Here is a 20,829-nt window from a genome sequence, read left to right as displayed (position 1 = left end):
TTCTACCCATTCAACCCGGGTCATTGCGCGCTGCTGTCCGTGCTGCCTGACACCAGGCGCACGATGGAAGCGGCCATCGCATAGTCACTCGCAGCGGCGAGCGTGAACCCTCCCGCATGTTTCGATTCCACGAAATCGTAGACTTCCGGCGACTGCGATCGGAGATTGGTGAGGAAGACGGTCAGTCGGCGTTTGGCTTCGGGGTCGAGATCGCTGCGGACGGCGTGAGGGCCGTATCTGAGCACGCCGGAGGTCCAGATGATCTGGAGCGCGGCTTCTGGAATGCCCGCCGCCTCCAGCCGCGCCGCCGTGCCGTCCGGATCCGCCGGCTGATCGCCAGCAATCGCCGTCCGGTTTTCCGCCCTGGCCCGCTCCCAGCCGAACAAGGCATCGGCCTGGCCATCGACCAGCATCGCTTCTGCGGCGGCAGCCGAGCCGGCATGAGCGAGGAATGGCGCATCCTGGTTGATCTTGATGCCGTCGGCCGCCAGCCCGGCGAGCGGTAGAAGCGAACCGCCGACATTGTCGGAAGGCGCCATGGCGATGCGGTGCGTTTCCAGGGCCGCGAGACCGGAAAGCCTGCCGTCGCGCGTCCAAAGCACGGAGCGGATCCCCGTGGCACCGTCGGCATCGACCGGCGCCACAAGAGGTTCGACGCAGCCGCAGCGCTCCGAGGCGGTGGCGTAGGCGGTCGCCGAATAGACCGCGTACTGAATCCGGCCATTGGCCTGTGCCTCGATCAGCGCCGCATAGTCATGCGCGACGACGAATTCCACCTTCATGCCGAGCGCCCTGCCGTAGGCGTCAGTCAGCATGGCCAGACCCGGAACCGTGTTGCCGGCGCCCGGCTCGGCAACGATGCCGATCCGAAACGTGCCGATCTGGTCGCGCCAGTCGGCGTGCGCGGCGAGCTGCGAGGCCAGCAGCGCTACAGTGGTCGCCAGTGCACTCCAACCCAGGTCAGCCCGTCTCATCGATCCATGCCCCGCACGCCGTTCCTTGAAGCGCATCGCATGTCTCAAGGATGCGTACAGCGCGCCTGCCCGACTTCGCGACCATCGCGTCAGGCCGTTGCCGCCTGGTTTACGATTTGCCAATGCCGCGACGGGACCTTATGTCTGGTCAACCAGACTGGCAATGACGGCACCGATGGCACGCGCTTTCCTCTTCGTTCTCGATTCTTTCGGCATTGGCGGCGCCGCCGATGCCGAACCCTATGGCGACGCCGGCTCGAACACATTCGGACATATCGCGCTGGCCTGCGCGGAAGCCCGCGCCGATCGCGAGGGCCTGCGCGAGGGACCGCTGAAGGTGCCCACCATGGTTTCGCTCGGTCTCGGCCGCGCAGCAGAAACCGCAACCGGCTTCCAATTCGACAGCAAAGCCGCTGTTTCAGCCTCCGCTTTCCACGGCGCCGCGCAGGAGATTTCGAGCGGCAAGGATACGCCGTCGGGTCACTGGGAAATCGCCGGGCTGCCCGTGCGGTTCGACTGGGGCTATTTCCCCGATAAGGTGCCCGCCTTCCCTGCCGAACTGACCGAAGCGATGATCCGCGAGGGTAAGGTGCCGGGCATTCTCGGCAACTGCCATGCGCCCGGCACGGAGATCATCGAGCGCTTCGGCGAGGAGCATATCCGCACTGGCCAGCCGATCTGCTACACCTCGGTCGATTCCGTCCTGCAGATAGCAGCGCACGAAGTTCATTTCGGCCTGGAGCGGCTCTACGAGTTCTGCAAGACGGTACGCCGGCTGGTCGATCCGCTGAAGATCGGACGGGTGATCGCACGGCCTTTCCTGGGCGAAACATCGGCCACCTTCGAGCGCACCTACAACCGCCATGACTACGCCGTGCCGCCGCCTGAGCCGACGCTGCTCGACCGCTTGACCGGGCGCGGCAGCCGGGTGATCGCGGTCGGCAAGATCGGCGACATCTTCGCCCACCGCGGTATCTCGGAAGTACGCAAGGCGCCCGGCAACATGGCAATGTTCGACAAGGCGCTGGGCGCGATGGACGATGCCGGCGACGGCGACCTGGTGTTCGCCAATTTCGTCGACTTCGACACCGAGTTCGGCCATCGCCGCGACGTCGCCGGCTATGCTGCAGCGCTCGAAGCCTTCGACCGCCGGCTGCCCGAGGCACTGGCAAAGCTGAAGCCGGGCGATCTGCTCATCCTCACCGCCGACCATGGCAACGATCCGACATGGCGTGGCACCGACCACACGCGCGAACGCGTCCCGGTCATCGGCACCGCACCAGGTCTCACGGGCGGCGACATCGGGCTCAGGACCACCTTCGCCGATATCGGCGAGACGGTCGCCGAACACCTCAAGCTGGCGCGCGGCCGCCACGGCGCTTCCTTCCATGCGGCGATAGGCGGCCATGCCTGAACTGCCCGAGGTCGAAACCGTCCGGCGCGGCCTGCAGCCGGTTCTGGAATGCGCGCGGATCGTGCGCGTCGAGGCGCGCCGGCCCGATCTCCGATTTCCGTTTCCGGCGAAATTTGCGCAGCGGCTGACCGGCAAGACGGTCATCGCGCTTGGCCGCCGCGCCAAATATCTCACCATACACCTGGACGATGGCCCGGTGATGATCTGCCATCTCGGCATGTCGGGCTCGTTCCGCATCGAGACCGCCGATGAGAAAGAGACGCCCGGCACGTTCCATCAAGAGCGCTCGAGGAATGCCAAGCACGACCATGTGGTGTTCCATGTCGTGTCGCCTGTCGGCGTCCAGTCTCGCGTGGTCTTCAACGACCCGCGTCGGTTCGGCTTCATGCTGTTTGCGGAAGGCCTGGCCGAGGCGCATCCGATGCTCGCGGGACTGGGCGTCGAGCCGACCGGCAATGCGCTGGAAGGCGCCCTGCTCGCCTCTCTGCTGAAGGGCCGCAGATCGCCGTTGAAGGCGGCGCTGCTCGACCAGAAGCTGATTGCCGGGCTCGGCAATATCTATGTGTCGGAAGCGCTGTGGCGCGCCGGCCTTTCGCCATTGCGCGAGGCAGGCACCATCGCCGGGACCAGCAAGAAGGCCAAGGAACAGAGCGAACGACTGGCCGAGGCAATCCGTTCGGTGATCGCCGATGCGATCGCCGCCGGCGGGTCTTCGCTGCGCGACTATGTGCACACAGACGGGTCGCTGGGCTATTTCCAGCATTCCTTCGCGGTCTACGATCGCGAAGGCGAGCCCTGTCCGACGCCCGGCTGTCGCGGCCACATCGAGCGCATCGTGCAAAGCGGCCGCTCGACCTTTTATTGCCGGACCTGCCAGCGGTAAGCTAGACGGTCCTTCAGTGCCGCAACCAGGAGGCCAGCCCATGAGCTATGAAACCATCATCGTCGAGACGCGCGGCAAGGTCGGCCTGATCACGCTGAACCGGCCTAAGGCGCTCAACGCGCTGAACGCGCAGGTGCTGGCGGATTTGCTGACGGCGGCAAAGGGGTTCGACGCCGATCCCGGCATCGGCGCCATGGTCATCACCGGTTCCGAGAAGGCTTTTGCGGCGGGCGCCGACATCAAGGAAATGCAGGCCGTCACCTACGCGGAGGCCTATGTGCAGGATTTCTTCGTCGGCTGGGAAGAGTTTACCCGTGCGCGCAAGCCGATGATCGCCGCTGTCGCCGGCTATGCACTGGGCGGCGGCTGCGAACTGGCGATGATGTGCGATTTCATCATTGCCGCCGACACGGCGAAATTCGGCCAGCCCGAAATCACGCTCGGCGTCATTCCCGGCATGGGCGGGTCGCAACGGCTGACCCGCTTTGTCGGCAAGTCGAAGGCCATGGACATGTGCCTGACCGGTCGGATGATGGATGCCGCCGAAGCCGAGCGCAGCGGCCTGGCCTCGCGCGTCGTGTCGGCCGGCGAGTTGATCGAGGAGGCGATGAAGGCCGCGGCCAGGATATCAGAGTTTTCACTGCCATCGGTGATGATGGCCAAGGAGGCAGTCAACCGCGCCTACGAGACGACGCTGGCGGAGGGACTGCGCTTCGAACGCCGGCTGTTCCACTCGCTGTTTGCGCTCGACGACCAGAAGGAAGGGATGGCAGCCTTTGCCGAGAAGCGGAAGCCGAATTTCACCAATCGCTAGAGTGGCGGCGGCGAGGACCAAAAAGAAGCCAAAGCGGCGTTGACGCGCCGGAAAAGCTGAACTATAAGCCGCTCCAACCGAGGCGGCCGTTGGCTGCCCGTTTGTTTTTTGCGCCCTGCGGCATCCCGCATGCGCCCACCAGATCAGAAGAGAGGCATCATGGCCAATACCTCCTCGGCCAAAAAGGCAACGCGCAAGATCGCCCGCCGCGCAGCGATCAACAAGAACCGCCGCTCGCGCGTGCGTACATATGTCCGCCAGGTCGAAGAGGCACTGGCTGCCGGCGACAAGGCAGCCGCGCTGGAAGCCTTCAAGACCGCAGAGCCGGAATTGATGCGCGCCGCGACCAAGGGCGTGATCCATAAGAATACGGCATCGCGCAAGGTGTCGCGTCTGGCTCACCGCCTCAAGGTGCTGTCGGCCTGATCGACCGTTCCTGAACTGTCGTTCTTTCAAACCCGGCCAATCGCGCCGGGTTTTTCGTTTGCCGGCAAGCACTTAAAAGAACGACCGCAAAACACGCCCGAGCCGCATTCCAGAGTCCGGAATGCTTTGCCGGCACATACACTCCCACTGATATTCCAATCCGCCGAAACGGCCCACGCCAATAAATTTGGCTGTCACAAATTGCTGATATTTTTCAGTGGCTTGCTGGAAGTGATCCACAGCTTGTTCACATAGCCTGTGGGCGACAGGCAGCAAGTTGGTGTCAAGCGAATTATTTCAGAAAATTTCAAACCGCACAGCCATTTTCATATTCGCGGCAAAAGGGTTTGAATCCCAATGGCTTTGTCAAAATATGCGCTTCCAGCACGGAGCCCGAACCGTTGTTCACTAACCAGATTCCTTAAAAATCCGTTAGAGGTGGCCTTGCCCTATCCACAGCGATTTCGGTAATGTCGGTCTATCGAAAGGGACGGGCCATTAGCCCTTAACCCAGCCTGAATCGGCCAGCTAACAGTGGCAGAATTCATGACGTGGATCAATTCCGCGAACTGGTATGGCTTGCCTTTTCGATACGATAGGGGACTGGCGTAATTGTACATGGCAGCTTGATGGCGCACCGGCGTTTTCGCCGGGTAGCACCGCTTTGCCCGAACATGTCAGACGGACTGGCTTTAAGCAGCCGGGACCCATCCCTTTTTGACGAGGCAACGTCATCCGCCGGCGGCGGCGGTGGTGTTGTAGCGAAGATACGGTCGCCGGAAACATGGGTGCAGGAGGCGCACTCCCGGCGGAAAAAAGGTACAAAGGAAAAGGGACGCACAATCATGCAGAGCGGCATCGAGCGGGAGCTTACGGGCGACCTGCCATTTCCCGGAACATTGGTCGGAGCGCACGATATGGCGGCTTCCAGCGACGCGGAACAGAAGTTCGACCGGGTCAAGGCCCAGTTGAAGGCGCGCCTGGGAACCGAGGTCTATTCGAGCTGGTTCGGCCGTATGAAGGTGGCTGAGGCTTCCCGGGGCATTGTACGCATCTCGGTGCCCACGGCCTTCCTGCGCTCGTGGATCAATGGCCATTATCTCGATCTCATCGCCGATCTGTGGAAGCACGAGGATCCCGAAATCCTCAAGATCGAGATGGTCGTGCGCACCGCGACCCGTCCTGCCCGCAATGGCGTCGAACCCGAGGCCGTGCCGGCGCGCAAGATGACCAAGCATACGCAGACCGCATTGGCGGCCGGCACGGTCGGCCCCGGCAGGGTGGAGCGGGCGCCCGCCCCTCGTCCCGGCACGCCGATCGAGAGCGAATTCCGGCACAATGTGCTGGGGTCGCCGCTCGACCCGCGCTACACGTTCGGCTCCTTCATCGAAGGCCCGTCGAACCGGGTGGCTTTCGCCGCAGCCAAAGCCGTGGCGGAATCGCAGTCGAGCGCGGTGCGCTTCAACCCGCTGTTCCTTCATGCGACCGTCGGGCTCGGCAAGACGCACCTTTTGCAGGCGATTGCGGCCGAATCCCTGAAACAGAACCCGAAATCGCGCGTCGTCTATCTGACGGCCGAATATTTCATGTGGCGCTTCGCCACCGCGATCCGCGACAACAATGCGCTGACGCTGAAGGAACAGCTGCGCGACATCGACCTCTTGATCATCGACGACATGCAGTTCCTGCAGGGCAAGTCGATCCAGCACGAATTCTGCCATCTCATCAACATGCTGCTCGACAGCGCCAAGCAAGTGGTGGTTGCCGCTGACAGGCCGCCGTCGGAACTGGAATCGCTGGAACCGCGGGTGCGCTCGCGCCTCAATGGCGGTGTCGCGCTGGAAATGTCGGCGCCGGACTTCGCCATGCGCATAGGCATGCTCAAACTTCGGCTTGCCACCGCCAAGGTTGACGATGCATCGCTCAATATTTCGGAGGAGATCCTCAACCATGTCGCCCGCACGGTGACCGGCAGCGGTCGTGAGCTGGAGGGCGCGTTCAACCAACTGCTGTTTCGTCAGTCGTTCGAGCCGGCGATCACCATCGACCGCATCGACGAGATCCTGGGGCACATCTATCGCTCTGGCGAGCCGAAGCGGGTGCGCATCGAGGACATCCAGCGCATCGTGGCGCGCCACTACAATGTGTCGAAGACCGAGTTGCTGTCCAACCGGCGCACGCGCACCATCGTGAAGCCCAGGCAGGTCGCCATGTACCTGTCGAAGGTATTGACGCCGCGCTCGCTGCCGGAGATCGGCCGGCGGTTCGGCGGGCGCGACCACACCACGGTGCTGCATGCGGTGCGCAAGATCGAGGACCTTTCCGGCGTCGACAACACGCTGGCGCAGGAACTGGAACTGTTGCGCAGGCTGATCAACGACCAAGCCTGATCGGCGCGGCAAACGGAGCGCGCCGGGTTAGAGTATTCGGTCGTCGCGCTTTAAATTTTCTTGTTTTGATGCATGTCGTTGTCCCAAAACCGCTGCGCAGTTTTCGGCGACATGCATCGGTTGCCGGCCAACGTCCGCTTTATCCCCAGAAAGCCCGCTTAACCGGCGCGAACCGGTGGCCCGGACTTGCGTTTGCTGGCTTTTTCCTGTCAGTTTGCATAGATTCTGAGCCTGTTCAGACCTTTCGCGGGGCGCCGCCCACTGGTGACCCGTCCATTCATTCAAGCGAGCCTGTTTCGTCATGCGTGTTATCCTGGAACGGTCCAATCTCCTGAAGTCGCTCAACCACGTTCATCGCGTGGTCGAGCGGCGCAATACCATACCGATCCTGTCGAACGTGCTGCTCAGCGCCGAGGGCGCCAGCCTTGAAATGAAAGCCACCGACCTCGACCTCGAAGTGACCGAAGCGACGCCGGCAAAGGTCGAGCGCGGCGGGGCGACGACGGTTCCGGCGCACCTCCTCTACGACATCGTGCGCAAGCTGGCCGACGGCGCCGAAGTGATGCTGAAGACCGATGAGGACGGCAACGCCATGACGGTGACGTCGGGCCGCTCGAGCTTTCGCCTGCAGTGCCTGCCGCAGTCCGATTTCCCGGAGCTTTCGGCGGGGTCCTTCTCACACATCTTCCGGCTCGATTCCGTCGCCCTGAGAGGCCTGATCGAAAAGACCCAGTTCGCCATCTCCACCGAAGAGACGCGCTACTATCTCAACGGCATCTACCTGCACACGCATGAAACTGGCGGCAAGCTGAAGCTGCGTTCGGTGGCGACCGACGGTCACCGCCTGGCGCGCGCCGAGATCGACGCTCCGGCCGGGTCCGAAGGCATGCCGGGCATCATCATTCCGCGCAAGACGGTCAGCGAATTGCAGAAGCTGGTCGACGATCCCGATGTCGCGGTGACCACCGAATTGTCCGACACCAAGATCCGCTTCACCATCGGCAGCGTGGTTCTGACCTCGAAGCTGATCGACGGCACTTTCCCGGACTACCAGCGCGTCATTCCGACCGGCAACGACAAGAAGCTGATCATCGACCGCCAGAGCTTCGCCGCCGCCGTCGATCGCGTCTCGACCATTTCCTCCGAGCGCGGCCGCGCGGTGAAGCTTTCGATCACCGAAGGCCAGGTGACGCTTGCCGTCAACAATCCGGATTCGGGCAGCGCCACCGAGGAACTGGCGGCCGACTATTCGTCCGACCCGATCGAGATTGGCTTCAACGCCAAATATCTGCTCGACGTCGCTGCTCAACTCACCGGCACGGAAGCCAAGTTCATGCTGGCCGATGCCGGCTCGCCGACGCTGATCCACGACATGGCCGATGAGACCGCGCTCTACGTGCTGATGCCGATGCGGGTGTAGCCGCACTGCGGCACACTGCAGCATAGTGATTGCGGCGACTTCTATAGGCGGATAGCGGTTGCCGGAACAAAATCACATAAGTAAGCTCACACTTACGAATTTCCGCAATTATGCGGCGTTGTCGATCGGCTTTTCACCCGGCGCGGTGGTGTTTTCCGGCGACAATGGCGCCGGCAAGACCAATCTCCTGGAAGCCATCTCGCTGCTGACGCCTGGCCGCGGCCTGCGCCGGGCGCCCTATGTCGACGTGGCCCGCGAAGGCGGCGATGGCGGCTTTGCGCTGCACGCAAGGCTCGACGGGCCGGAGGGGCAGGTCGAGATCGGCACCGGCATCACCGGGGGTGAAGCGGCCGGCGAGGGCGGTCGCAAGGTGCGCATCAATGGCGCGCCGGCACGGTCGGCCGACGCCATGCTGGAATGGCTGCGCGTGGTCTGGCTGACGCCGGCCATGGACGGCCTGTTCCCGGGGCCTGCCGCGGACCGGCGGCGCTTTGTCGACAGGCTGGTGCTTGCGATCGATCCCGGCCACGGCCAGCGCGCGCTCGACTATGAGAAGGCGATGCGCGGACGTAACCGATTGCTTACGGAAGGTTCGCGAGACGGCGCATGGTTCGACGCCATCGAGATGCAAATGGTCGAAACCGGCGTGGCGATTGCCGCGGCGCGCGCCGAGCTGGTGCGCCTGCTGGCCGCCATGATCGACAGGTTGCCGTCCAGCGGGCCGTTTCCGCAAGCCGACATCAGCCTCTTCGGCGACCTTGAAAGCCATGTCGCCTCAGCACCCGCTGTGGATGTCGAGCAACGCTATCGCGACGCCCTTGCCGACGGCCGCGAGCGCGACCGCGCCGCCGGACGCACGCTCGACGGCCCGCACCGTTCGGATCTGCTGGTGCGCCACCGCCCCAAGGCGATGCCGGCCGAACTCTGCTCGACCGGAGAGCAGAAGGCGCTGCTGGTCGGCATCGTGTTGTCGCACGCAAGGCTGACCGGCGAGATGTCGGCGATGACGCCGATCCTGTTGCTCGACGAGATTGCCGCGCATCTCGATGCCGGCCGGCGCGCCGCGCTGTTCTCGATCCTGGAGGAGCTGAACTGCCAGGCCTTCATGACCGGAACCGACGCCGCGCTGTTTTCCAGCCTGAGGGGACGCGCGCAGTTCCTCACCGTCGACCACGGCACGGTTGGGCCAACCGAAGAGACCTGACAAGGTTTTTGCTCCGCTATATGGTCGGGCAATGACCCCTGCCGCCCTCACCGACGAAGAACTCGAACGCTATGCCCGCCACATCGTGCTGCCCGAGATCGGCGGCGCCGGCCAGCAGCGGCTGAAGCGCGCACGGGTGCTGGTGATCGGCGCCGGCGGCCTCGGCGCACCGGTGCTGGAATATCTCGCTGCCGCGGGCGTCGGCACACTTGGCATCGTTGATGACGACATTGTCTCGCTATCCAATCTGCAGCGGCAAGTGATCCACGCCACCGATACGGTCGGAACGGCGAAGACCGAGAGCGCCAAAGCAGCGATCGCCCGGATCAATCCCCATGTCGCGGTGGAATTGCACGATTTCAGGCTGACGGCCGACAATGCTGCCGTTCTCGTGGCGCGCTACGACGTGGTCGTCGACGGCTCCGACAATTTCGAGACGCGCTATGTGGTGGCGGATGCCTGCGCGGCGGAAAAGCGGCCGCTCGTGCATGCCGCCGTCGGCCGCTTCGACGGCTCGGTTACGGTGTTGATGCCGTTCGGCACCGGCACCGACGGCAGACCGAACCCTGGATATCGCGACCTCTTTCCCGAAGCGCCGCCAGAGGGGCTGGTGCCATCCTGCGCGGTGGCCGGGGTCGTCGGTGCGCTGACCGGCGTCGTCGGCACGCTGCAAGCGATGGAAACGATCAAGCTGATCACCGGCATCGGCGAACCGCTGGTCGGCCGGCTGCTGCTCTACGATGCGCTGTCGGCGCGCTTCGACACGATCCGCTACAAGAGAAGCTGACCGCATGGATCAGCCTGCCAGTGTTTTGGTCACGCAGCTCGCCCCCGGCTTCGACCGCTGGGACGAACTGCTCAGCCTGATCATGCGCGCCTTTGCACCGATGGACGGCGTCATCGACCCGCCCTCCTCGGCACATCTGCTGAACGCCGGAAACCTCAGGGACAAGGCTGGCCGCGAGACCGTGTTGCTGGCCCTGCAGGATGACAGGATCGCCGGCTGCGTTTTCGCGCTGGAGAGAGCCGATGATTTCTACATCGGCAAGCTCGCCGTCGAACCTGAGCTTCAAGGGCAAGGCATCGGCAGGCGGCTGATGCAGGCTGTCGAATTTCTCGCCCGCAGCCGGAACAAACCGGCCATCGAACTGCAGACGCGAATCGAACTGACCGTAAATCATGCAACCTTTGCCGGTCTCGGCTTTCGCGAGACTGAACGCACCGCGCATGACGGCTATGACCGGCCGACCTCGATCACCATGCGCAAGGAGTTCGCGTGAGCCTCGCCCTCAGCGCACAGGAGCAGACAATCGCCTCCGGCCATGACGGGGCGGCGATGGCGATGCGCATCGTTGCCGAAAGCGCTGCGCTGCTCGGCGCGCCGCGACTGATCCCGATCGCCTCGACGCATATAGACGGCGCGCTCTATCACGGCGATTCCGGCACGCTGTTTGCCGAAAGGCTGGTCGATGGCGGCGCCAGGGTCGCGGTGCGCTCGACGCTCAATGTCGGCGCGCTCGATCTGATGGGCTGCTCGCGCGTGCGCCTCGAAGAGCCGGCGCGCGGCATGGCGCGACGAATGATGGAGGCCTACCGCAAACTTGGCTGCGAGCAGAGCTGGACCTGCGCGCCCTATCAAGCCGGCCACAGGCCAGCGCTTGGCAGCGATGTCGCCTGGGGCGAATCCAACGCGGTGGTGTTCTGCAATTCGGTGCTGGGGGCACGCACCAACCGCTATGGCGACTTCCTCGACATCGCCTGCGCCATATCGGGGCGCGCGCCGGATTACGGCCTGCATCGCCCCGAGAACCGGCAGGCACGGCTGGTGTTCGATGTGTCCGGCCTCTCCGCCTCGTTCCTTGGTTCGGAGATCGCCTGGCCGGTGCTGGGCAGCCTCTACGGCCGCGAGGTCGGCAACGCGGTCGGCGTCGTCACCGGCACATCCAGCCATCCCGGCGAGGACGCGCTGAAAGCCTTCGGCGCCGCGGCGGCATCGTCGGGCGCCGTCGGCCTGTTCCATATCGCCGGGGTAACGCCCGAAGCGCCCGACGCCGAGACCATCCTGGCCGGCGGCAGGCCGGAAACGGTGATCCGCGTGACGCCGGAAATGGCCGCCAAAGCCCGCGCAGGCCTGTCCACGGCAGCCACGCAAACCGCCATCGATGCGGTGGCGATCGGCAGTCCGCATCTGTCGTCGGCCGAATTCGATGCACTGGAACGGCTGATTGGCGGGCGGCAGCTCAGCGTGCCGATTTACGCCTGCACCGGCCGGCACGTGCTCACCGGGCTGGAACAGAACGGCCAGCGCAAGACGCTCGAGGCCAGCGGTGTCGTCATCGTCGCCGATACCTGCGTGGTGGTGACGCCGATCCTGCCGGCGTTGGCCGGCGGCGTGCTGATGACCAATTCGGGAAAATTCGCGCAATATGCCCCGGGCAATACCGGCTACGCCGTGCTTTACGGTTCGCTGGCCGACTGCGTCGAAAGCGCCGTCACGGGTAAGCCGCGATTTACGGATATCGCCGCATGAGCGCCGCAGCCGAAATTCTGGTGCCTGGCAGTGGCGGCGAAGGCGCAGCCCTGGTGTTGACCGCGCCGATCAGCTTCTGGGGCGGCGTCGATCCGAAGAGCGGCCGCATCGCCGATGTCCGTCACCCGCAGCATGGCGAAACCATTTCCGGGCGCGTGCTGTTCCTGCCCGGCACGATCGGCTCGTCCTCAGCGTCAGCCGTGCTGATGGAACTCGTCCACAATGGCCATGCGCCGACGGCACTCGTGCTGCACGAGCCGGACGCGATCCTGCTGCTTGGCTTGATTGTGGCCAGGGAAATGGGCTGGCCGACGCCGGTAGCGCTCAGGCTCAGGCGCGACGCTTTTGAGGCCTATCGCGGCAAGCGTGTGAGTGTCGCGGCGGATGGCGCCCTCACAACCGCATCCTGAACGCGGCCCGCTTCAAGTCCGTAGCGGCAGCACGCGGTCCGGCGGCCGGTGGCCGTCGAAGAAGGCGCGGATGTTGATGATCACCTTCTCGCCCATGTCGATGCGGCCCTCGATCGTCGCCGAACCCATATGCGGCAAAAGCACGACCTTGTTCTTCGCGGCAAGCTTCAGCAGTTTCGAGTTCAGCGCCGGTTCGTGCTCGTAGACGTCGAGGCCGGCGCCGGCGATCTTGCCGTCCTGGATCAGCTTGACCAGCGCTTCCTCGTCGATGATGTCGCCACGCGCGGTGTTGACCACATAGGCGGTGGGCTGAAGCAGAGCCAGGCGCCGCGCCGAAAGCAGATGAAAGGTCGCCGGCGTCGACGGGCAATTGACCGAGATGATGTCCATGCGGGCAAGCATCTGGTCGAGGCTTTCCCAGTAGGTCGCCTCAAGCCCTTCCTCGACCGCCGGCAGCACGCGATGGCGGTTATGGTAGTGGATCGACAGGCCGAAAGCCTTGGCGCGCCTGGCAACAGCGGTGCCGATGCGGCCCATGCCGACAATGCCGAGGCGCTTGCCCCAGATGCGCCGGCCGAGCATCCAGGTCGGCGACCAACCGGCCCATTTCTTGTCGCTGGTGAGCACATTGGCGCCTTCGGCCAGCCGCCGCGGGCCGGCCAGCATCAGCGCCATGGTCATGTCGGCCGTATCCTCGGTCAGCACGTTCGGCGTGTTGGTGACGGTAATGCCTTTCCTGGCCGCCGCCGCCACATCGATCTTGTCGACGCCATTTCCGAAATTGGCGATCAGCTTGAGATTGTCGCCGGCCTGGGCAATCAGCGCCGCATCGATCTGGTCGGTGATGGTCGGCACCAGCACATCGGCTTCCTTGATCGCCGCGACCAGCTCCGGCTGCGTCATCGGGCGGTCCTCGACATTCAGCCTGGCGTCGAAGAGTTCGCGCATGCGGGTCTCGACCGGATCGGGCAGCTTGCGCGTGATGACGACGAGAGGCCGTTTTTTGCCTGCCATTGTTTCCTCGAACCCGATCTCGTTGAGACCTCTTTAACCAAGACAGGCGAAACTGAATACCGGTCGCGGTGCCTGCCACTCCTGTAACAAGCGGTGCCGCCGAAGACAAAGAAAAAGGGGCGCCCGGACCAAAGGGCACGCGCCGAAAGGAATGAAAGTGTCTGGTTTCGCGTCGCTTCGCCTGATCCTCAGCGCAGCGCTTCTCGGCGCTCTCCTGCATTCCCCGCAAGCCGCGGCGCAAGGTGCCGCCGCACCTGTGCAGACGGTCACGCTCGGGCCGAGCGGCCTGCCGCTGCCGCGTTTCGTCAGCCTGAAATCGGCTCGCGTCAACTCGCGCGTTGGCCCCGGCGCCAACTATTCCGTCGACTGGATGTACACAAAGGCCGGCCTGCCGATGGAAATCATCCAGGAATTCGATACCTGGCGGCGGGTGCGCGATGCCGATGGCTCGGAGGGTTGGATCAACCAGTCGCTGCTGTCCGGCCGCCGGACCGCGATCGTCGCCCCTTGGCAACGCACCAAAGGTGGCCGAATCAATCTGCTCGACGATGCCGATAAGGACGCCAGCGTCATCGCCATCATCGAGCCGGGCGTTACGGGCACGATCAAAACCTGCGATGGCCAGTGGTGCGAAATGACCTTCGACGGCCACACCGGCTGGATCGCCCAGTCGCAGGTGTGGGGCGCCTATCCCGGCGAGCACGTCAAGAATTGAGATTGCTGGAGGCCTAACGGCCGATACGGCCGAGATGGGTGTCCTGAAAACCGGTCGACAGTTTGAGACCGTAGCCGAGCGCGCGGTCGACGGCGATGTGGATGATCCAGATCAGACCAATCGCGGTCGCCGTCGAATTGGCCAGAACATATCCGGCGAGGGCCAGCAACAGCGGGACGATCAGGATGTGCAACGCGTTGTAAGCGACAGCGCCGATCCGTGCCCCGGCGAGATAGCCCAGCATCGACAGGTCGGGCGCCAGAATAAGCAGGGCGAACAGCCACCAGGAAACGCCTGACGCGGCATAGGCGACTATAGCCACGACCGCGACCGCAACCCATTCGAGCCGGATTGCAAAATCGACAGGTTTCACGGGTTGGGGCTTAAACGCTGCGCTTCGGGCGCAGCCTCACCACGATGTCGACATTGGCGATCTCCATGCCTGCGGGTGGCTCCGGCAGGTTGGAGACGGTCACCGGACCGCTTTCTATATCGAAGATCCTGTTTTCGCCTTCGATGTAAAAATGATGGTGATCGGAGGTGTTGGTGTCGAAATAGGTCTTGGACCCCTCGACCGCCAGGATGCGCAGCAGGCCGGCCTGGGTGAACTGGTGAAGCGCGTTGTAGACGGTGGCGAGCGAGACCGGCACGCCGGCGGCGACCGCCTCTTCATGCAGTTCCTCGGCCGAAAGGTGGCGGTCGCCCTTGGCAAACAGCAGATCGGCCAGCGCAATGCGTTGGCGTGTCGGCCTAAGGCCGGCTTCGCGAACCCGCTTGTCCACAGCGACATTTTCCTTCCGGCCGCCCAGATCCATCTATCCGTCCAAGCCCACAGTTCTGCCTCAAGACACGCCCAGAGTGGCGAAAAAACGTCATCAACCGAAACTGGATACCTCCCGACATATATTCTGTTGGCGGAATACGATCAATAGAGCGACGTGCGTCCAGTTGGACGCACTAAGTGCGCTCTATCGCTTTTTTGGCGTCGCATCGTGCTTTCCGGAATCGAGATCGATTTCGGGCCGATGCGAGAGCGCGCATTGACCCGGGCAGACGGGCGGGTTAAGCGCAAACGCCGGTTTCCGGACCGAAAGGGATTGTGTTAGGACCAACGACAAGGGCGCCCCACCGCCCGGGACATTATGGGGACGAGACATATGGCGGGTTCGAAATCCAGCTACGGTTATGAGGAATTGCTTGCCTGCGCCCGCGGCGAGCTGTTTGGGCCCGGCAACGCCCAGCTGCCCTATCCGCCGATGCTGATGTTCGACCGCATCACCGAGATCAGCGAGACCGGCGGCGCCCACGACAAGGGCTTCATCCGCGCCGAATTCGACATCAAGCCGGACCTGTGGTTTTTCGCCTGCCATTTCATCGGCAATCCGATCATGCCGGGGTGCCTGGGCCTCGACGCCATGTGGCAATTGACGGGTTTCTACCTCGGCTGGCTCGGCGAGCCGGGCAAGGGCATGGCGCTGTCGACCGGCGAAGTGAAGTTCAAGGGGATGGTGACGCCTTCGGTCAAGAAAGTGGAATACGGCATCGATTTCAAGCGCGTCATGCGCGGACGCCTGGTTCTCGGCATCGCCGATGGCTGGCTTAAAGCCGACGGCGAACCCATATACGCGGCGACAGACCTCAAAGTGGGGCTGTCCAAGCAATCGGCCGCCTGACCGGCGCCACTGCAGCAGGGCGTTCCCGGACGCGCAACGACGCTGCGGCATTTTGGTTTTGCGTATGATCGCCGGCGAAAACCGACTAGGGTTTCGGGATCATCCGCTGGAAGGAGTTGCGAATGAGAAGGGTCGTCGTCACAGGCCTCGGCATCGTATCGTCGATCGGCAACAACGCCAACGAGGTGCAATCCTCGCTCCACGATGCCAAATCAGGCATCAGCTTCTCCGATTCCTTCGCCGAACACGGCTTCCGCTGCCAGGTCTGGGGCGCGCCGACGCTCGACCCGACCCCTATGATCGACCGGCGCGCCATGCGCTTCCTGAGCCAGGGCGCGGCCTGGAACCATGTCGCGATGGACCAGGCGATCGCCGACGCCGGGCTTGGCGAAAGCGACATCACCAATGAGCGCACCGGCATTGTCATGGGCTCGGGTGGCCCCTCGACCCGCACCATCGTCGAGGCGGCCGAGACCACGCTCAAGAACAACAGCCCCAAGCGCATCGGTCCGTTCGCGGTGCCGAAGGCGATGTCGTCGACCGCGTCGGCGACGCTCGCCACCTGGTTCAAGATCCACGGCGTCAACTATTCGATCTCGTCGGCCTGCTCGACCTCGGCGCATTGCATCGGCAACGCCTACGAACTGATCCAGTGGGGCAAGCAGGATGTGATGTTTGCCGGCGGCCATGAGGACCTCGACTGGACGATGTCGGACCTGTTCGATGCCATGGGGGCGATGTCGTCGAAGTATAACGACAAGGCGTCAACAGCTTCCCGCGCGTATGACGCCAATCGCGATGGCTTCGTCATCGCGGGCGGCGCGGGCGTCCTCATCCTGGAGGAGCTCGAACACGCCAAGGCGCGCGGCGCCAAGATCTACGCTGAGATCGTCGGCTATGGCGCGACGTCGGACGGTTACGACATGGTGGCGCCGTCGGGCGAAGGCGCGGTGCGCTGCATGCGCCAGGCTCTGGCGACGGTGTCCGCGCCGGTCGACTACATCAACACCCACGGCACCTCGACGCCGGTCGGCGATTCCCGGGAAATGGGCGCCATCCGAGAGGTGTTCGGCGACACGATGCCGTTCATCACCTCGACCAAGTCGCTGACCGGCCATTCCCTTGGTGCCGCCGGCGTACAGGAATCGATCTACTCGATCCTGATGATGCAAGGCGGCTTCATCGGCGAGAGCGCCCATATCGAAAACCTCGATCCCGAATTCGAGGGCATGCCGATCGTGCGCAAGCGCATCGACGACGCCAGGATCGACACGGTTTTGTCCAACTCGTTCGGCTTCGGTGGCACCAACGCAACGCTGATTTTCCAGCGCTATTCCGCATAAGGCCAGCGTTTTATTGTAGGGGGATTGCCGGCCATGGACGGACTGATGAAGGGCAAGCGCGGGCTTGTCATGGGCGTCGCCAACGATCATTCGATCGCCTGGGGCATCGCCAGGAAATTGTCCGAACACGGAGCGGAGCTTGCCTTCACCTATCAGGGCGACGCATTCGGGCGCCGCGTCAAGCCGCTTGCCGAGAAGCTTGGCGCGTCTCTGGTGGTGCCCTGTGACGTCGAGGACAGCGCATCGGTCGCCGCCACCTTCGAGACGCTCGGCAAGGAATGGGGCGGGCTCGACTTCGTCGTCCACGCCATCGGCTTTTCCGACAAGAACGAGCTCAAAGGGCTCTACGCCGACACCAGCCGCGACAATTTCGTCCGCACCATGGTCATCTCCTGCTACTCCTTCACCGAGGTCGCCCGCCATGCCGCCCCGCTGATGAGCGAAGGCGGCGCGATGATCACGCTGACCTATGCCGGCTCTGTCCGCGTCATGCCGAACTACAACGTCATGGGCGTCGCCAAGGCCGGGCTGGAAGCCAGCGTGCGCTATCTCGCCAACGATTATGGCCCGCGCGGCATCCGGGTGAACGGCATATCGGCGGGACCGGTGCGTACTTTGGCCGGCGCCGGAATCTCGGACGCCCGCCACATGTACTCCTACCAGCAGCGCAACTCGCCGCTGCGCCGCACGGTGACCATCGACGAGGTCGGCGGCTCGGCGCTCTATCTTTTGTCCGACCTCTCGTCAGGCGTCACCGGCGAAATCCATTATGTGGATTCCGGCTATCACATCGTGTCGATGCCAACCCTGGATGAGTTGAAGCAGACCGACAGCGTACGCGATTAACTCACCAGTAAAATTAGATGCATCGGCGGAAACTCATTTTAAGGAGATATCCGCTAGAAGTCCTATGGGCTTGGGCTCTGCGCGTTCTTGCTGGGCGCAAAGGATGCTTTAGCCTTTATGAATTTGCGCTTGATATTTCCCGAAGTCGAGTTGATTTCGGGATCATGCGACAGGGACTGAGCAATGCCTGCTGTCAGCAACCCGAAGCGAACACCTGTGTTCCGGCTGCTCACCGTCGCCAGTTCGGGCCTTGGCAGTTTCATCCTTGGGCTTTGGGGCCTCCGGCATGGTTTCGGGGACGGCTTTGCCGGCATGCAGGCGGAAACCATGATCGGCATCGCGTCGGCGCTATGCGCGCTGGCCGCCGCCGGTGCTGCCTTGTCCTTCTTCGCCGGCGTCGATGAATCGGTGGACTACGTTTTCAACGAAACCCATTTCGACAAGCTGACCGGGCTTTTTGCGCGGCCGGCGATGGTCGGCAGGATTGCCGACGCGGCGTCCGCGACGATCAGGACCGGTGAGCCGGTGTTCCTCATCGACATCGACATCGACCGCTTCAAGCAGATCAACGACGCCATCGGCTACAGCCATGGCGACGAACTGATCCGCGGCTTCACCAAGCGGTTGAAGGCCTGCATGCCCGAAGGCGCGGTCATGGGGCGCATCGGCGCCGGCGAGTTCGCTATCCTTGTCTGGGAACACCAACTCCAAAGGTCCATGGAAAGCACCGTCGAAACCATGATCGAGGAGATGCTGAAGCCGTACCAGCTCGATTCCCACCTGCAGTCGGTCGGCCTGTCGGTCGGCATCGTGGCGATGCCAAAGGATGGCGTCGATCCGGTCCTCATCCTGCGCCGCTCCAACCTGGCGCTGCAGAATGCCCGCGCCGGCGGCGTGGGCAACTGGTCGGTCTTCCATTCCGACATGGGCCAGGTCGCCGACTACCGCCACTGGATCGAATCCGAACTGCACATCGCCTTCGACCGTGGCGATTTCGACCTTCATTACCAGCCGCAGCTCGACCTGCCGACCGGCCGTGTCGTCGGCTACGAGGCGCTGATCCGCTGGAAGCACCCGGAACGCGGCATGATCCCGCCGATGGAATTCATTCCTATCGCCGAAGAGACCGGCATGATCCACCCGATCGGCAATTGGGTGCTGAACAAGGCCTGCAGCGATGCCCGTCATTTGCCCGAGGACTGCTTCGTTGCCGTCAACATCTCGCCGGTCCAGTTCAGGACCAAGGATTTCGTCGGTATCGTGCGCGACACGATGGCCAGCACCGGCATCAAGCCGTCGCGGCTGGAGCTCGAAGTGACCGAGACGGCGATGATGCAGGACCGCGACCGCGCCGCCATCATCCTGCAGCAGCTTGCCGACATGGGCATTTCGGTGGCCGTCGACGATTTCGGCACCGGCTATTCCAATCTCAGCTACCTGATCGACTTCGCCTTCGGCAAGCTGAAGATCGACCGCTCGTTCGTCAGCCGCATCGACACCGATTCCAATTCGGGCGCCGTCGTCTCTACCATCGTCGGCCTGTCGCGGGCGCTCGGCGTCGGCATCATCGCCGAAGGCGTCGAGACCGAGAACCAGGCGACGCTTTTGCGAGCAGCTGGTTGCGAGATGGTGCAAGGCTATCTGTTCGGCAGGCCGGCGCCGCTCAAGATCAAGCCTGGCGATATCAGACCGACCATTCCCGTCCACGAGCCGGCGCGCATCGTCAGCATGCATTGAGGCGACCGGCACCGTCCTATCGGCGCGCGGAGAAAACCTTGAACATGCCGTCGCGGGCGAGCTCGGCATGGCTGGAGAAGACGGCCTTCAGAACCGGTTCGTAAGGCAGCTGACGGTTCGCCACCATGAACAGCCGCCCGCCCGGCTTCAGCGCCTTGCCCGCCGCCTGGATCATGCCGGCGCCGATTTCCGGCTCGGCCGCCCGGCTGCGATGGAAGGGCGGGTTCATGACGATGGCATCATAGCGCCGCTCGACCGGCTCGCTCAGCAGATCGGTCCAAAAGAAGCCGGGCTCGAAGCCTGTCTGGCCGATATTGCCCTTGGCCGCCTCAAGCGCGTCGAAATCCGCTTCGTAAAGGTCGAGCCCCGTTATACCGGATGAACGTGCCGCGACCTCGGCGGCGACATAACCCCAGCCGGCGCAGAAATCCGCAATGTTGCCGCGCAGGTCTTTGGGCAGGTTGTCGACCAGAAGTTTCGAGCCGGCGTCGATCCGGTCGAAGGAGAACATGCCGGGCGCGGTGCGGAAGCGGTCCTCTACGACCAAGGCGGGATTGGCGACGCGCAGTTTTTCCGCAGGCGCCAGATCGACCGGACGGCGAAGCCAGAAGGCGATGCCGTGATATTTCGGCAGATGCCCTTCGAGCGGAACAAGCTCGTCGATGCGCTTGCGCAGGCTGGCGATGCCTTCGTCCTTGCCGCCGGCGACAATGATCAGACCGCCCGGCGTGACGCGTTCGATCGCCTCGGCAATACGCATCTCGTTTAGCCCACGATGGCGGCCGGCAAGCACGAGCGCTGCATCGAATGCATCGCCTTCCGCGCGCGGCGTTACCTTGTGGCCGGCACGCTCCAGCGCTCGGAGATACGGCCGGAAACCCTGTGCAAGATGGAGCTCTGCCTCGAAGCCTTCCGGCAGGCGAAACCCAGGCTCGGCGCCCAGGAACAGCACACGCTCGCCCTTTTGCGGCAGAGGGAGCCCCTCGGCCTCGAAGGGATGGAACAGTGTCTTCAGCGGCTCAGCGGCCATTCTTCG

22 protein-coding genes are annotated in these 20,829 nt (G+C 63.6%); 16 read left to right on the top strand and 6 right to left on the bottom strand.

Annotation, left to right across the window (positions count from 1 at the left end):
• Positions 1–20: 20 nt before the first annotated feature.
• Positions 21–974: a PhnD/SsuA/transferrin family substrate-binding protein gene (locus AC3CCE_RS16420; protein ID WP_352623914.1), complete on the bottom strand. Its 954-nt coding sequence runs from the start codon at positions 972–974 to the stop codon at positions 21–23.
• Positions 975–1,149: 175 nt separating this feature from the next.
• Between AC3CCE_RS16420 and AC3CCE_RS16415 the strand changes: the two genes are divergently transcribed.
• The 5 genes from AC3CCE_RS16415 (at position 1,150) to dnaA (ending at position 6,901) form a co-directional block, all read left to right on the top strand.
• The gene (locus tag AC3CCE_RS16415; RefSeq protein ID WP_023834321.1) at positions 1,150–2,388 is read left to right on the top strand and encodes a phosphopentomutase; all 1,239 of its coding nucleotides are present in this window, start codon (positions 1,150–1,152) and stop codon (positions 2,386–2,388) included.
• Positions 2,381–3,271 carry a bifunctional DNA-formamidopyrimidine glycosylase/DNA-(apurinic or apyrimidinic site) lyase gene (mutM, locus tag AC3CCE_RS16410; RefSeq protein ID WP_352623916.1) on the top strand — a complete coding sequence of 297 codons (891 nt, stop codon included), beginning with the start codon at positions 2,381–2,383 and terminating at the stop codon, positions 3,269–3,271. The genes AC3CCE_RS16415 and mutM overlap by 8 nt, the downstream gene beginning before the upstream one ends.
• A 40-nt stretch (positions 3,272–3,311) precedes the next feature.
• Complete coding sequence (locus AC3CCE_RS16405; RefSeq protein WP_352623918.1) at positions 3,312–4,085, top strand: enoyl-CoA hydratase; 774 nt, start codon at positions 3,312–3,314, stop codon at positions 4,083–4,085.
• 159 nt (positions 4,086–4,244) lie between these two features.
• A complete protein-coding gene (gene rpsT / locus AC3CCE_RS16400; protein ID WP_023681995.1) occupies positions 4,245–4,511 on the top strand; it encodes a 30S ribosomal protein S20 in 267 nt (88 codons plus the stop codon).
• 845 nt (positions 4,512–5,356) lie between these two features.
• Positions 5,357–6,901, top strand: coding sequence for a chromosomal replication initiator protein DnaA (dnaA, locus tag AC3CCE_RS16395; RefSeq protein WP_031195619.1), 1,545 nt, complete (start codon positions 5,357–5,359; stop codon positions 6,899–6,901).
• A 27-nt stretch (positions 6,902–6,928) separates the two neighbouring features.
• On the opposite strand, the gene AC3CCE_RS16390 is transcribed toward dnaA, so the two are convergent.
• On the bottom strand, positions 6,929–7,204 hold the full coding sequence (locus AC3CCE_RS16390) for a hypothetical protein (protein ID WP_155922476.1): 276 nt from the start codon (positions 7,202–7,204) through the stop codon (positions 6,929–6,931).
• Between AC3CCE_RS16390 and dnaN the strand changes: the two genes are divergently transcribed.
• The 6 genes from dnaN to AC3CCE_RS16360 are packed head-to-tail and all read left to right on the top strand — an operon-like array spanning position 7,203 to position 12,465.
• Positions 7,203–8,321, top strand: coding sequence for a DNA polymerase III subunit beta (gene dnaN, locus AC3CCE_RS16385; RefSeq protein WP_023669575.1), 1,119 nt, complete (start codon positions 7,203–7,205; stop codon positions 8,319–8,321). The two genes, AC3CCE_RS16390 and dnaN, sit on opposite strands and share 2 nt — an antisense overlap.
• Positions 8,322–8,379: 58 nt before the next feature.
• Entirely contained in the window at positions 8,380–9,525 is a 1,146-nt protein-coding gene (gene recF, locus AC3CCE_RS16380; protein ID WP_023806292.1) for a DNA replication/repair protein RecF, read from the top strand.
• A 31-nt stretch (positions 9,526–9,556) separates the two neighbouring features.
• Positions 9,557–10,312, top strand: a complete 756-nt coding sequence (locus tag AC3CCE_RS16375) for a molybdopterin-synthase adenylyltransferase MoeB (RefSeq protein WP_023703473.1) — start codon at positions 9,557–9,559, stop codon at positions 10,310–10,312.
• A 4-nt stretch (positions 10,313–10,316) separates the two neighbouring features.
• Positions 10,317–10,805, top strand: coding sequence for a GNAT family N-acetyltransferase (locus AC3CCE_RS16370; protein WP_352623919.1), 489 nt, complete (start codon positions 10,317–10,319; stop codon positions 10,803–10,805).
• The gene (locus tag AC3CCE_RS16365) at positions 10,802–12,055 is read left to right on the top strand and encodes an aconitase X (protein WP_352518530.1); all 1,254 of its coding nucleotides are present in this window, start codon (positions 10,802–10,804) and stop codon (positions 12,053–12,055) included. Before AC3CCE_RS16370 ends, AC3CCE_RS16365 begins: the two co-directional genes overlap by 4 nt.
• Positions 12,052–12,465, top strand: coding sequence for an aconitase X swivel domain-containing protein (locus AC3CCE_RS16360; protein WP_023828448.1), 414 nt, complete (start codon positions 12,052–12,054; stop codon positions 12,463–12,465). The genes AC3CCE_RS16365 and AC3CCE_RS16360 overlap by 4 nt, the downstream gene beginning before the upstream one ends.
• 12 nt (positions 12,466–12,477) lie before the next feature.
• Here AC3CCE_RS16360 and AC3CCE_RS16355 read toward each other — a convergent pair whose 3' ends face one another.
• Positions 12,478–13,479: a 2-hydroxyacid dehydrogenase gene (locus AC3CCE_RS16355; RefSeq protein WP_023669570.1), complete on the bottom strand. Its 1,002-nt coding sequence runs from the start codon at positions 13,477–13,479 to the stop codon at positions 12,478–12,480.
• A 157-nt stretch (positions 13,480–13,636) separates the two neighbouring features.
• Here AC3CCE_RS16355 and AC3CCE_RS16350 point away from each other — a divergent pair, with 157 nt between their 5' ends.
• A complete protein-coding gene (locus tag AC3CCE_RS16350; RefSeq protein WP_023669569.1) occupies positions 13,637–14,194 on the top strand; it encodes an SH3 domain-containing protein in 558 nt (185 codons plus the stop codon).
• 13 nt (positions 14,195–14,207) lie between these two features.
• Here AC3CCE_RS16350 and AC3CCE_RS16345 read toward each other — a convergent pair whose 3' ends face one another.
• The gene (locus tag AC3CCE_RS16345; protein ID WP_023669568.1) at positions 14,208–14,567 is read right to left on the bottom strand and encodes a DUF4260 domain-containing protein; all 360 of its coding nucleotides are present in this window, start codon (positions 14,565–14,567) and stop codon (positions 14,208–14,210) included.
• A gap of 10 nt (positions 14,568–14,577) precedes the next feature.
• Complete coding sequence (gene irrA, locus AC3CCE_RS16340) at positions 14,578–15,009, bottom strand: iron response transcriptional regulator IrrA (protein WP_031193300.1); 432 nt, start codon at positions 15,007–15,009, stop codon at positions 14,578–14,580.
• 342 nt (positions 15,010–15,351) lie between these two features.
• On the opposite strand from irrA, the gene fabA reads away from it, so the two are divergent.
• The 4 genes from fabA to AC3CCE_RS16320 all read left to right on the top strand — a co-directional run bounded on the left by fabA (position 15,352) and on the right by AC3CCE_RS16320 (position 19,793).
• Complete coding sequence (fabA, locus tag AC3CCE_RS16335; protein WP_023669566.1) at positions 15,352–15,867, top strand: 3-hydroxyacyl-[acyl-carrier-protein] dehydratase FabA; 516 nt, start codon at positions 15,352–15,354, stop codon at positions 15,865–15,867.
• Positions 15,868–15,989: 122 nt separating this feature from the next.
• Positions 15,990–17,210: a beta-ketoacyl-ACP synthase I gene (gene fabB, locus AC3CCE_RS16330; protein WP_023669565.1), complete on the top strand. Its 1,221-nt coding sequence runs from the start codon at positions 15,990–15,992 to the stop codon at positions 17,208–17,210.
• 33 nt (positions 17,211–17,243) lie between these two features.
• Complete coding sequence (gene fabI, locus AC3CCE_RS16325) at positions 17,244–18,056, top strand: enoyl-ACP reductase FabI (protein WP_023669564.1); 813 nt, start codon at positions 17,244–17,246, stop codon at positions 18,054–18,056.
• Between the two features lie 183 nt (positions 18,057–18,239).
• Positions 18,240–19,793, top strand: a complete 1,554-nt coding sequence (locus AC3CCE_RS16320) for a putative bifunctional diguanylate cyclase/phosphodiesterase (protein ID WP_023688736.1) — start codon at positions 18,240–18,242, stop codon at positions 19,791–19,793.
• Positions 19,794–19,809: 16 nt separating this feature from the next.
• Here AC3CCE_RS16320 and AC3CCE_RS16315 read toward each other — a convergent pair whose 3' ends face one another.
• The gene (locus AC3CCE_RS16315; protein WP_352623922.1) at positions 19,810–20,823 is read right to left on the bottom strand and encodes a class I SAM-dependent methyltransferase; all 1,014 of its coding nucleotides are present in this window, start codon (positions 20,821–20,823) and stop codon (positions 19,810–19,812) included.
• Positions 20,824–20,829: the final 6 nt, after the last annotated feature.

It is taken from the genome of Mesorhizobium sp. P160187 (assembly GCF_057766425.1).
The sequence above is the reverse complement of the archived record's forward strand: the minus strand, read 5'-3'. Positions and strand labels throughout refer to the sequence as shown.

What these genes read in the sequence shown, in the direction of transcription:
- mutM (WP_352623916.1), top strand. Translation starts at nt 2,381, where the DNA reads ATGCCTGAACTGCCCGAGGTCGAAACCGTCCGGCGCGGCCTGCAGCCG.
- AC3CCE_RS16390 (WP_155922476.1), bottom strand. Translation starts at nt 7,204, where the DNA reads ATGACGAAACAGGCTCGCTTGAATGAATGGACGGGTCACCAGTGGGCG.
- AC3CCE_RS16370 (WP_352623919.1), top strand. Translation starts at nt 10,317, where the DNA reads ATGGATCAGCCTGCCAGTGTTTTGGTCACGCAGCTCGCCCCCGGCTTC.
- AC3CCE_RS16405 (WP_352623918.1), top strand. Translation starts at nt 3,312, where the DNA reads ATGAGCTATGAAACCATCATCGTCGAGACGCGCGGCAAGGTCGGCCTG.
- AC3CCE_RS16320 (WP_023688736.1), top strand. Translation starts at nt 18,240, where the DNA reads ATGCCTGCTGTCAGCAACCCGAAGCGAACACCTGTGTTCCGGCTGCTC.
- irrA (WP_031193300.1), bottom strand. Translation starts at nt 15,009, where the DNA reads ATGGATCTGGGCGGCCGGAAGGAAAATGTCGCTGTGGACAAGCGGGTT.
- AC3CCE_RS16375 (WP_023703473.1), top strand. Translation starts at nt 9,557, where the DNA reads ATGACCCCTGCCGCCCTCACCGACGAAGAACTCGAACGCTATGCCCGC.
- dnaA (WP_031195619.1), top strand. Translation starts at nt 5,357, where the DNA reads ATGCAGAGCGGCATCGAGCGGGAGCTTACGGGCGACCTGCCATTTCCC.
- AC3CCE_RS16360 (WP_023828448.1), top strand. Translation starts at nt 12,052, where the DNA reads ATGAGCGCCGCAGCCGAAATTCTGGTGCCTGGCAGTGGCGGCGAAGGC.
- fabI (WP_023669564.1), top strand. Translation starts at nt 17,244, where the DNA reads ATGGACGGACTGATGAAGGGCAAGCGCGGGCTTGTCATGGGCGTCGCC.
- fabA (WP_023669566.1), top strand. Translation starts at nt 15,352, where the DNA reads ATGGCGGGTTCGAAATCCAGCTACGGTTATGAGGAATTGCTTGCCTGC.
- AC3CCE_RS16420 (WP_352623914.1), bottom strand. Translation starts at nt 974, where the DNA reads ATGAGACGGGCTGACCTGGGTTGGAGTGCACTGGCGACCACTGTAGCG.
- AC3CCE_RS16355 (WP_023669570.1), bottom strand. Translation starts at nt 13,479, where the DNA reads ATGGCAGGCAAAAAACGGCCTCTCGTCGTCATCACGCGCAAGCTGCCC.
- rpsT (WP_023681995.1), top strand. Translation starts at nt 4,245, where the DNA reads ATGGCCAATACCTCCTCGGCCAAAAAGGCAACGCGCAAGATCGCCCGC.
- dnaN (WP_023669575.1), top strand. Translation starts at nt 7,203, where the DNA reads ATGCGTGTTATCCTGGAACGGTCCAATCTCCTGAAGTCGCTCAACCAC.
- AC3CCE_RS16415 (WP_023834321.1), top strand. Translation starts at nt 1,150, where the DNA reads ATGGCACGCGCTTTCCTCTTCGTTCTCGATTCTTTCGGCATTGGCGGC.
- fabB (WP_023669565.1), top strand. Translation starts at nt 15,990, where the DNA reads ATGAGAAGGGTCGTCGTCACAGGCCTCGGCATCGTATCGTCGATCGGC.
- AC3CCE_RS16315 (WP_352623922.1), bottom strand. Translation starts at nt 20,823, where the DNA reads ATGGCCGCTGAGCCGCTGAAGACACTGTTCCATCCCTTCGAGGCCGAG.